This is a genomic window from Rubrivivax benzoatilyticus JA2 = ATCC BAA-35, assembly GCF_000190375.1.
In the GTDB taxonomy this organism is placed as follows: domain Bacteria; phylum Pseudomonadota; class Gammaproteobacteria; order Burkholderiales; family Burkholderiaceae_C; genus Rubrivivax; species Rubrivivax benzoatilyticus.
Window position 1 is genome coordinate 24,291 of the sequence record NZ_AEWG01000024.1, and the last position, 8,655, is coordinate 32,945.

At 77.0% G+C, this 8,655-nt stretch carries 6 protein-coding genes; 1 reads left to right on the forward strand and 5 read right to left on the reverse strand.

Features of this window, described 5'->3' with window-relative positions:
* Positions 1-4: 4 nt before the first annotated feature.
* From RBXJA2T_RS02345 to RBXJA2T_RS02365, 5 genes are read right to left on the reverse strand one after another with little or no spacing between them, the layout of a single operon-like run.
* On the reverse strand, positions 5-751 hold the full coding sequence (locus tag RBXJA2T_RS02345; RefSeq protein ID WP_237704844.1) for an OmpA family protein: 747 nt from the start codon (positions 749-751) through the stop codon (positions 5-7).
* On the reverse strand, positions 748-1,755 hold the full coding sequence (gene tagF / locus RBXJA2T_RS02350) for a type VI secretion system-associated protein TagF (RefSeq protein ID WP_009855710.1): 1,008 nt from the start codon (positions 1,753-1,755) through the stop codon (positions 748-750). The genes RBXJA2T_RS02345 and tagF overlap by 4 nt, the downstream gene beginning before the upstream one ends.
* Positions 1,752-5,366, reverse strand: a complete 3,615-nt coding sequence (gene tssM, locus RBXJA2T_RS02355; RefSeq protein WP_009855711.1) for a type VI secretion system membrane subunit TssM — start codon at positions 5,364-5,366, stop codon at positions 1,752-1,754. Before tssM ends, tagF begins: the two co-directional genes overlap by 4 nt.
* 1 nt (position 5,367) lies before the next feature.
* The gene (locus RBXJA2T_RS02360) at positions 5,368-5,634 is read right to left on the reverse strand and encodes a PAAR domain-containing protein (RefSeq protein ID WP_009855712.1); all 267 of its coding nucleotides are present in this window, start codon (positions 5,632-5,634) and stop codon (positions 5,368-5,370) included.
* Between the two features lie 15 nt (positions 5,635-5,649).
* Positions 5,650-6,540: a M15 family metallopeptidase gene (locus RBXJA2T_RS02365; RefSeq protein ID WP_009855713.1), complete on the reverse strand. Its 891-nt coding sequence runs from the start codon at positions 6,538-6,540 to the stop codon at positions 5,650-5,652.
* 181 nt (positions 6,541-6,721) lie between these two features.
* Here RBXJA2T_RS02365 and RBXJA2T_RS02370 point away from each other — a divergent pair.
* The coding region (locus RBXJA2T_RS02370) for a type VI secretion system Vgr family protein (protein ID WP_009855714.1) at positions 6,722-8,655 on the forward strand (1,934 nt) is incomplete at its 3' end.

Below are 8,655 nucleotides of genomic sequence, written 5' to 3' on the forward strand. Positions count from 1 at the left end.
GGCGTCAGTCGAGCGTGCGCAGCTCGATGCGCCGGTTGCGGGCCCGGCCCGCGGCCGTGCCGTTGTCGGCTGCGGGCTCGTCAGGGCCTGCGCCTCGGACCTCGATGCGGGCTGCGGCCACGCCGCGGGCGACGAGGTGCGCGCGCACCGCCTCGGCGCGTTCACGCGACAGCGCCAGGTTGAGGTCCCGGGGGCCGGCGTCGTCGGTGTGGCCGACGACCTCGAAGCGGCGTGCCGGCGCGCGGTTCAGCGCCGCCAGCAGGCCGTCCAGGCGTTCGATGCCGGCGTCGGTCAGCCGGGCGCTGCCGGGCTCGAACTCGACGCCGGGCACCGGGACCGGCGGCGCGCGACCCGTTGGCGCTGCGCTCAAGCGCAGCGCGTCGTGCAGCGGCCAGCCGTCGGCGGGGGCGGCGAGCGCCCGCAGCAGCGCCCGCCGTGCCGCTTCGTCGGCGACCTCGCCTTCGATGCGGGCGTCCCGGCCGTGCAGCGTCAGCTCGCCGCGTGCCACCTGGCGCAACGCCGGGACCACCAGGCGCCGTGCCGCGTCGGCCCAGCCCGGCGGGGCCGCCACCGCCCCGAGGCGCAGCCGGTCGTCGACACGGTCGGCGCCGAAGACCTCGCGCGCCTGGGCGGCGATCGCCCGCTTCGTTGCCTCGTCTGGCACCACGCCGTCGAGCAGCACACGGCCGCTGGCCGCGTGGCCGTGGCCGGCAGCCCAGGCCACCATGGCGAGGACGGTGGCCCGCCTCATGGCCCATCGGCCGCGAAGGCCTCGCGCCAGCTGGCGGCGGCGAGTGCCAGCGACAGCGAGCCGTGGTTCAGGTAGGCGGCGAGCCGGCGCGTGTGCTCGTTGCGCTCGGCCACCGCCTCGGCCCAGGCCGGGGCGGCGAGGTCGACGTAACGCTCGGCGCAGCGATGCGGGTCCCAGGCGGCCTGCAGCGCTTCGGCACAGGCGCCGGAGAACTCGAGCAGCAGGCGCGGCGACGCCCCTGCGCCGCTGCCGGGGCGCAGCAGCAGCCAGTCGTGGCCGGCGGTGCCCAGCGCGTCGGCCACCAGTGACGTCCACCAGGCGGCGACGACCGGCTGCTCGGCGGCCGTCGACGGCAGCGGCAGGCTCAGGCCTCGCGCCGGCACGCCGGCCCCGCGGCGTGCCAGCGGCTGCAGCAGGGCCCCCAGCGCCAGCAGCGTGGCCCGCAGGTCGATCTCGGGATGCGCCGGGCGCAGCCTTGCCTCCAGGCTGCCCAGGGTTTCGAGTGCGGCGTGGTCGGCGCAGCTCGCTTCGTAGTCCCAGGGCTCGGGCACACGCAGCGCCGCGAGTTCGTGTTCGACCACCGCCGCCGGCCGCAGCGGCCGGGCCGCGGCGCGGCCGGCTGCCTCCGCGCAGCGCTGCCAGGTGCGCGCGAAGACCAGCGGCGCGCGCGCTGCACGCAGCCTCGGCATCGTGCTGTCGCACTGCAGCGCCACGGCGAACGGGAAGCGCCGGCCCGCGGCGTCGCGGCTGGGCCGCAGGTGGCCGGCGACGGCGATGGGCGACGCCGGCCCCAGCACGGCGAAGTCCAGCGCCGGGGCGCTGTCGTAGAGCCGCTTCCAGTGGGCGTCCGACGCGGCCGACTCCAGGGCCTGGCTGAGCCAGCGGTCGATCCAGGCCTCCAGGCGGGGATGGCGGCTGTCGCGCACGAAGTCGGGCTGCGACGGCAGCTTGCCGAAGCAGGCGGCGTGCACCGGCATCGTGTTGCTGGGCAGTCGGGTGTTCATCGGGTGTTGCCGGGCTCGGGCTTCACGGGGCCGGCCACCAGCGCCGGCAACTGCAGGCCACGCCAGGCCCCCGCGGCCCCGGCGCCGGCGGCGGCGCGCACCAGGCGCAGACGCAGGCGCAGCGTGTGGCCGTCCTGCGTCCAGGCCAGCTCGGTGCTGCCGTCGTCCTGCCGCCGACGGTCGGCGAGTTCGAAGGCCCGGTCCAGGCCGAAGGCGCCCGGTGCGTCGACGAAGACGACCGCTGCGCCGTCGGCCGTCGTGCCGCGGATGCGCACGCCCGGCGCCGCGCTGCTGTGCGGCCAGACGAAGTCGGCCCAGCCGGCGGCCGCGTTGCGGTAACGCAGCGTCTGGCCGTCGATCTCGACCGTGTACTCGACCAGCGCCGGGCTGGGCAGCGGCCGCAGCTGGAAGGCCGTCGAGGCGTCGCGCCCGGCCCCGGGCACGCCGTCGGCGGCCAGCCAGCCCGGCACACCGCGCGTGAACTCGGCACGCAGGCGCACGCCCAGGTCGCCCCAGCGCCGCGGCTCGATCGTGTCGCCGCGGCGCAGGACCAGCGGACCCAGCGCGGCGTCGGTGAAACGCGCGATGCTGCCGGCCGGCCCGAAGACGCGCAGGATCTCCTCGGCCGCGGCTTCGACGCGTGCACCCGGCGAGAACGGGTAGCGCGAGGCCAGCGAGCGCGCGAAGCCGTCGTGTACCTCGGCCTGCCAGCGCCGGTTCAGCTCGGCTTCGGCGGGTGGCACCAGCACCGCGACGCTGGCCGACAGCGGGCGCACGAGCAGCGGGCGCAGCAGCGAGCGCGCGCCAGTCGGCACGGCAGCCAGCAGTTCCTCGCTCAGGCGCAGCGCGGCCGCGAGTTCCGAGTTCTCGGTGTCGGCCAGCGTGGCCGCGAGCAGGTCTCGCGCCCCGGGGCCGGGATCTTCGGACTGCGCCAGAGCCTGCATGCGTGTGCGCACCCGGCCCAGCGCCGCCTCGTAGCGTGCCAGCGCGGCCGGTGCCTCGCCTGCCGGGCGGGGCGCGGCGAAGTCGGCCAGTGCCGCCGCGATGTCGGCGCCCGAGGCGCGGCCCGCCACCGGCGTCGCCGCCAGGGCGCCGGGTGTCACGCTGCCGATCGCGTGGCGCGCCCACGCCGCCAGGCCGCCGGCGACGGCCGGCGCGAGTTCGTGTTCCGCGGCCGGCGTCTGCCGTGCGATGGCCAGCACCAGGCGGCGCAGCGGCGACAGTGCCGGATCGGCCAGGCGCTCCAGCGCGGCTGCGGCGTCGCCGGGGCCGGCGAACGGGCCGACGCTCAGCCCGTCGGCGAAGCGCTGCCATGCGGCGGCGTGTTCGCGCCGATAACGCGCGCTCAGGTCCTCCCGGATGCGCTGCGGGCTGCCGCGCAGCGACAGGTCTTCGCTGGTCGTGGTGTCGAGGACCCAGTCTTGCCGCTGCAGCGCCCCTTCGGCCGCCGCGCGGATCGCCGGTTCCACCAGCCCGTGCCAGGCTTCGGCGGTGTAGACGCCCGATACCACCTCGCCGCCGCTGAACGGGGCGCGGGTGTCGTCGGCGGCACCGAGCAAGCCGGCCAGCGTGACCGGCGCGTAACGCGCCGCGGCACGCTCCCGGATCTCGGCGTAGACCCGTTCTTCCGGCGGGCGTGTGTCGCGCGCCATGTGCAGACGCCGGCGCACCGCGTCGACCAGCGTGGCCCGCAGCGGCAGCGGCGGGAAGACCGCCTTGCCGCCGCCCGACAACGCGAACGCCGCCACCGCCTGCGCGCGTCGCAGCGTCTCGTCGTCGAGCGCCGCGCCTCGGCGGGCCGCAAGCCAGTCGCGCCAGCGCGGCGTCAGCTGATCCTTCAGGTGTGCCGCCTCGCGGCGGCCGGGTTCGGCCAGCATCAGGTAGGCCTTCAGCGCGCCGTAGGCGGCGTCGGCGTCGCCGTCACCGGAGGGCGGTGACGCCGGGTCGCGGCCGGCGAAGGCCTCGAGCTCTCGTTCGAGGGCCTGGGCGGCGGGCGCCAGCAGCAGCGCCTGCAGGCCGGCGTGGTAGTCGGCCTGCAGCCGCGACTCGAGGGCTTCGCCCTGGTACAGGCCCCAGCGCAGCGACCACGGCGCCGAGCCGCGCCAGGCCTGCAGCGCCTGCAACCGCTGCTGCAGGCCTTCGAGGGCCGCCAGCCGTGGGCCGGGATCGTCTCCCTCGGATGCCCGTGCCGCCAGGCGCTCGAGTTCGGCAGCGGTGTCCGCGACCAGGCTGCGGTTTGCCAGGTAGGACGTGCTCATGCCGCCCAGCGCCACGGCCACGAGCAGCAGCGAGGCGGCAAAACCGGCACGCTGCAGGCGGCGACGGCGGGGCGACGCCTGCCGGCGCACCAGCCCGCGGTCGCCCCCCAGCACGCGGCCGAACAGGGGGTGCAGGAAGAACGGGCGGCCGTCCGACGGCCCGGGCCGCCGCGCTGCCGTCGCGACGGTGTCCGGGGCCAGGCCGAAGCGCTGCGCGACTGCGGCGCAGGCCATCGGGCGGGCCTGGCCGGACTGCAGCGCGCTGGTGAAATAGAAGCCGCGCAGCAGCGGGCGCAGGTGATACGGGTCGTCGTCGAAGAGCGTGGCGACGAAGCTCGTCAGCGCCGGCTCGAGCGCGGCGAACTCGAGCGTGAAGCCGAGAACCTGGGGCGCTGCCGCGCCGCCCTCGGCGCCCAGCCGGGCGAGCGCGCGCTCGCGCAGGCCCTGGCGCAGCGCGGCGAACCCGGCCTCGAAACGCTGCGCCGCGCTGGCCGTGCCGGCATCGCGGCAGGGCAGCGTGCTGCCCCAGACGCGCTCGCGTTCGGTGTCGTCGGCGTCGGCGAAGAACGGCTCGAAGCCGTCGACCAGATCGGCCTTCGTGAACACCAGGTAGACCGGCATCACAATCTCCAGCCGCTCGCTCAGCTCGTGGACCCGCGAACGCAGCCGGCGGGCCAGCGCGACGATGCCGTCGGCGCCCAGGCGCGCGAGTTCGGCGACGCTCGCGACGACCACGACGCCATCGAGCGGCGCCCGCGGCCGCGCGCGCCGCAGCAGGCGCAGGAACTCGAGCCACTCGTCGCGGTCCTCGGGCTGTACCGCGTAGCGCCCGGCGGTGTCGAGCACGATGGCCTCGGAGCCGAAGAACCAGTCGCAGTCGCGCGTGCCGCCGACGCCGCCCACCGCCGTGCCGCTCCCGTCGAACGGAAAACCCAGCCCGGAGGCCAGCACCGCGCTGCTCTTGCCGGCCGCCGGCTCGCCGATCACCACGTACCAGGGCAGGGCGTACAGGGCCGCGTGGCCGTGCGCCTGGCCCAGGCGCGAGCGGCGCAGCGTGCGCATCGCCAGGCGCAGGCGTTCGCGCAGGGCGTCGCCGCCGCTGGCCGGCGCCTGGCCGGCGACGGCCGCCTCGAGCTGCCGGGCGCGTCGACGGTCCCGGTGTTGGCCGATCGCCCATCCCGCAGCGGCCACCAGCAGCACGACGAGGGCGGCGCCGGCAGCCCACGCGCGCCCGGTGCCTGCGGCCACCGCGGCCAGCGATGCCCCTGCGGCCAGCAGCAGCACGCCGGCCGCTGCGGCCAGACGTGCGAGCTTCGTGCCGGCCTGCCGGCGCGGAGACGGGATGCTGGTCATGTCAGTCGCCCGCCGTCGTCTGCGACGCCAGCAGCCGCGCGCCGCAGGCGCAGCGATCGCCCTCGCGTGCCGCCGGCTGGCCGTCGATCAGCAGGCGTGGGTCGCCGCTGACGATGCGGTTGTGCTGGCCGTGCCCCTTGCGCGGGCAACTGACCGGATCGCCGACGCGGGCCACCGCACGGCCCTGGAGCTCGGTGTTCGGGCTGCCGGCCAGCACGACGCCGCCGTGGCTGGTGCGGTCGCCGACACGGACGTAGGCGCGGGACATCGCCGTGGCGTTGGATCAGCGCGCCGAGGCGAGCACGGCCGCGGACGGCGGCGCGCCGGGCGCCGACGCCGTCTCCCGATCGCGCCACTCGACATGGGCCAGGTCGCGCAGCGACGTCCAGTGGCCGCCCCATTGCAGGCCGAGCGAGGTCGCGATCTCGCCGATGTGCCGGTAGGCCTGCAGCGTCCACGGGTCGCGCTCGGACCAGTGCAGGCGGCCGTCGCGCACGAAGGCGAGGTCGGCCGCGAGGCCGGCCTGGTGGCGGCTGCGGTCGGGGCCGGCGAGGGTGGTGGCCGGACCGAGTGCTGCCAGCCGGGCCTGACGTTCGGCGCTGCGGTGGCCTTCCATCAGCACGACCTGGTAACCATGGCGCTCCTGCGCGATCTCGAACAGCGCGACGAGCCGGCGCCGGAACTGCGGCTGCAGTTTCGACCAGTCGCGATCGGCACCGTGCTCCTGACCGCGCGGCTGGCCAGCCTCGTGCAGCCAGGCGGGCGGCAAAGGCTCGGCCACCATCGCAGGCGCCAGCCGCGGCGCGATGCGATCGTCCGCCGCCGACGGCGTGCCGAAGCTGGCCAGTGGCAGACGGGCCCCGATACGCTCGTGCAGCAGCAACCCGGCGACCGGGCCCGCGGCGATGACGACCGCCGTCAGCAGCCCGAGCAGCATCAGGTGTGGCGGCAGGCGGTCGGCCTCGAGGCCGGCGTGAAGCGCGGCGAACGGCCGCCCGAGCTTTCGCAGGCCGGCCGGCAGCACCAGCTCTTGCCCCGGGCGCAGCCGCTGCCATGCGCGCACCACCAGCCGCCCGGCCTGGGCCTGCCAGTGGGGCAGCATGATCAGGCCGAGCACGCCGCTGACGGCGGCGAAGTACAGCAGGACGGCGACGAGGACGACCGGACTGGACATGGTGGCTCCGCGTGGGCTGACTCGGGGTGGGCCGTGGCAGTGTGCCGACCCGGTCTGCTGCGACCATCCCTCCGCGGAGGGGGCTCGCGGCGGCGCCTCCGCCGTGGGGAGTGGCCGCCGAAGGCGCCTGCCTACGATGGCGTGCCGTCGCGTCCGGCGGCGTCCTGAGTGCCGTCCGACGATGTTCCAGCGCTCCGCCCCGACGTCGATTCCGCCTCCGCCCGGCCGGCGAGGCGGCGGGCCGGCGTCGGCCGGGACCGAGGGGGGCGCGCGCTTCCTGCTGCACGCGCCCGACCTGCCGCCGGGCCTGCAACTGGAGGCCTGGGCGGCCCGCGAGGGCTTGAACGAGCCCGGCGAGATGGAGCTCGCCTGCCGTGCCGCCGACGCCACGCTGGATCTGGCGCCGATGCTCGGCCGGCCGCTGGCGCTGCTCGCGCGCCATGCCGATGGCCGGGTGTCGCGGCGCTGCGGCCTGGTGTTCGAGGCCGAGGCGGGTGATGCCGACGGCGGCCTGGCGCGCTACCGTCTGCGGGTGCGCAGCTGGCTCGCGCTGCTGGAGCACGGCGTGCACAGCAGGATGTGGCTGGCGCGCGCGCTGCAGGAGGTCCTGCAGGATGTCTTCGAGCCCTATGTCGCTGTGGCTCGCTGGCACCTGGCGGCATCGGCCTCGGCCGGCGCGCCGCGCGACGTCACCGTCCAGTACCGCCAGACCGACCTGGATTTCCTGCTGGGCCTGCTGGCCGCCGAGGGCCTGGTGCTGCGCATCGACCCCGGGAGCGACACCGTCCACGTGCTCGCGCAGACCGACGACGCGCAGGAGTGCGCCGAGGACGCCGGCGCGGCCGCCGTCGGCGGCTGGACGCTGCACGCGGGCGAGCCGGCGCGGGATGCCGAGGTGCTGGTGGCGCTCGCGCGCACGACCCGCCTGCCGCCGCCCGGCCTGGTCGCGGCCAGCGTCGATGCGATGGCCGGCCGTGTGCTGGCGGCGAGCCTGGCGGGTGCGCCCGGCGGCCCGGCTCCGGAGCGCCTGGCTGCGCGCGATGCCGAGTTCGCCGACGGCGACGCGGCGCGACGCCGGCTCGAAAGGCTGTGCCAGGCGCGACGCTGCGGCATGCGCGAGTGGCACGGGCGCGGCACGGTGCGCAGCCTGGCGCCCGGGCGCTGGTTCGGCCTGCGCGACGACCGATCGGTGCCGCCGCTGCTGCCGGTGCGGGTGCTGCACGCCGGCGTCAACGAGGGTGCCGGCGACCGCGCAGCACCCTGGCAAGCGCGCGCGCCGGGCTTGCCGCTCGAGGCCGGCTGGCTCGACCCCGCGCTGCGGGCTGCAGCGCAGTCCTGCGGTTATGCGAATGCCTTCGTCGCCGTCGAGCGCGACCGGCCCTGGCGGCCGGTCGCCGACGCCGCGCGCGTGCCGTCCCCGCGCAGCGGCGTCTCCGGGCTGCTGGGCGCGGTGGTCGTTGGCGACGATGGCTGCGCAGCGGGCAGCCCGGCGGCCGATGCCGAGGGCCGCGTGCGTGTGCGCCTGGATTTCCAGGCGCCCGAGATCGCCACGCCGGGCCGGTGGACGGCCGACGCGACCGGCCCCCTGCGGGTCGTGCAGCCCTGGGCCGGCGCCGGGGTCGCGGCGCAGTGGCTGCCGCGTGTCGGGCAGCGTGTGCTGGTCGGGCTGCTCGACGGCGACCCGGAGCGGATGGTGGTGCTGGCCGGCGTGCACGACGGCATCGGCGAAGGTGGTGTCGAACCGACGCCCGGCGGCGCTGCGGCCGTGCCCCGGCCGCCGCTGCCCGCGGGCTCCGACCACCAGCCGGCGGGGCAGGGCAACTGCATCGCCGGCGCGCACGCGCCCCCTTGGCATGGCGCCTCGCCCGCGGCGCCCGCGCATGGAGGCCAGGGCAACGCCGCCGCGATGAGCGGCTGGCGCAGCCGCGAACTCGGCGGCGAGGGCTGGAACCAGCTCGTGTTCGACGACAGCGACGGCGCGCTGCGGGTCCAGCTCGCGACGTCGCTGGCGGCGACGCAGCTGAATCTCGGGGCACTGGTCCACCAGGCCGGCAACCGCCGCGGCACGCCGCGCGGCGCCGGCTTCGAGCTGCGCTCCGACGCGGCCGGGGCGGT